Below are 1,645 nucleotides of genomic sequence, written 5' to 3'. Positions count from 1 at the left end.
CGGCCGGACTTGGATCGTGCCGGGCTGGATTGCCCGGAGGGCAATTTCAGCCTCGCCGGCGTTTGAGGCGCGGGGTCTGGGGCGGAGCCCCGGATCTTTGAGGCGCGCTTGGCAGGGGACGGCAGCCGAAATCCAGCCTCGCCGGCGTTTGAGGCGCGGGTCTGGGCGGAGCCCAGGGGCCGCGGAGCGGCGCTTTCAGCCTTGCCGGCTAGGGCTTGGTGCCGCGTCGGAGCAGTCGCTTCGCCGCGAAGACCACCGCCAGGCCGACCGCCAGGACCACGGCTCCCTTCGTGAAGCCGCCCCGCGGCTCCGCCGCGGAAGGGCCACCCGGTGCGGCGGGGGCCGCGGAGTTCGACGGGGCTGCCGACGGCGCGGCCACCGGCACCGCGATCACACGGCTGGCTTCGCCCTCCGCGCCGAACATCAGCGTCCCCCCGTCCGGGGTGTACGTCACCGACTCCGCCTGCCCCTGCCACGGCGCGTCGACCCGCTCGCCCTCCCCCTGGGGCAGTCCGTCCTTCCAGGGGTAGCTGCGGGCCATGAAGTACCCCCGCAGGGTCAGCCGGCCCCCGTCGGGGGAGAACGCCCCGTCCGTCACCCACGGCACGTCCGCGACCCGCCGGAACACGTTCGCCGAACCGGTCGACAGCTCCTGCGGGCCCTCGTACAGCCCGCCCTTGTTCTCGTCCTTGCTCGCGATGTACACCCGCCCCGACACCGGATGCACCATCAACGCCTCCGCGTTCCGCGGCCCGTCCGCGTACCGCACGGTGAACTGGGTCGCCTTGACCGTGACATCGCCCAGTTCCTTCGGCTCCTGGAAGCGGTAGATCCACACGTGGTCCCAGGTGCCGTTCCGGTTGTCGCCGATGTCCCCGACGTACAACTGCCCGTCCGGCCCGAGGGAGATCGCCTCGACGTCGCGCGGCTTCCCGATGCCCGTGAGCGTGACCCGGGCCACCGTCTTGCCCGTGGCCGAGTCCACGGCGTACACGTACGGGCCGTCGTCGCTGTCGTTGTGCGTCCAGTACACGCCCGGGTGGATCCGGCTGGCCGCGAGCCCGCTCGACTCCTTGATCCGGGGGTCGGCGATGGTGAACGAGGACGCCCCGGGGGTCCCGGCCGCGAAGGCCGCGGACGGCAGTGCGGACAGGGCGACGCAAAGGGCGACGGCAACGGCGGATGACACGGGCAGCATGCGCATCCCCCCAGCCTGCCGGCCCGCCCCGCGTGTCCGGCATCACAGCTGCTCAAGGGCGGGGTATCCGCGATGATGACCGGATGCGTTTCATGTTCGTCGGCGACTCCATGACCATCGGACGCGCCGGCGACTACACCTGGCGCTATCGGATGTGGCAGCACCTCGACGCCACCTTCGGCGGCCCCTACGAGATAGTCGGCCCGCGCCACGAGTTGTACGAGGGCTCCGCCGCGTACGCCGACCCGGGCTTCCCCGCGCACGCCCGCCGGCACCTCGCCGGCTGGGGCGAGGGCTGGCAGCACATGGCGCCCCTCGTCGGGCCCCCCCGCCCGGGCGGGGGGGGCGCCGGGCGGGGACTCGCCCCCCGGGTGTTGGACCACGGGGTGGAAAACCAAGGCGACCAGAACCCCCCCCAACCCCCGCGGGTAAAAGCCGAGGCGCCCG

At 72.9% G+C, this 1,645-nt stretch carries 1 protein-coding gene and 1 pseudogene; one reads left to right on the top strand and one right to left on the bottom strand.

The window, feature by feature from the left end:
* Window positions 1-208 precede the first annotated feature (208 nt).
* Entirely contained in the window at window positions 209-1,204 is a 996-nt protein-coding gene (locus ACFV9H_RS41430; protein WP_385409178.1) for a YncE family protein, read from the bottom strand.
* Between the two features lie 77 nt (window positions 1,205-1,281).
* Here ACFV9H_RS41430 and ACFV9H_RS41425 point away from each other — a divergent pair.
* Window positions 1,282-1,645: pseudogene (locus tag ACFV9H_RS41425) on the top strand (hypothetical protein); the annotation flags it as partial.

The organism is Streptomyces sp. NPDC059874 (assembly GCF_042731135.1).
Classification (GTDB): Bacteria; Actinomycetota; Actinomycetes; order Streptomycetales; family Streptomycetaceae; genus Streptomyces.
Note: the sequence above shows the minus strand (reverse complement) of the source record. Positions and strands in the feature narration are given on the sequence as shown.

What these genes read in the sequence shown, in the direction of transcription:
- ACFV9H_RS41430 (WP_385409178.1), bottom strand. Translation starts at nt 1,204, where the DNA reads ATGCGCATGCTGCCCGTGTCATCCGCCGTTGCCGTCGCCCTTTGCGTC.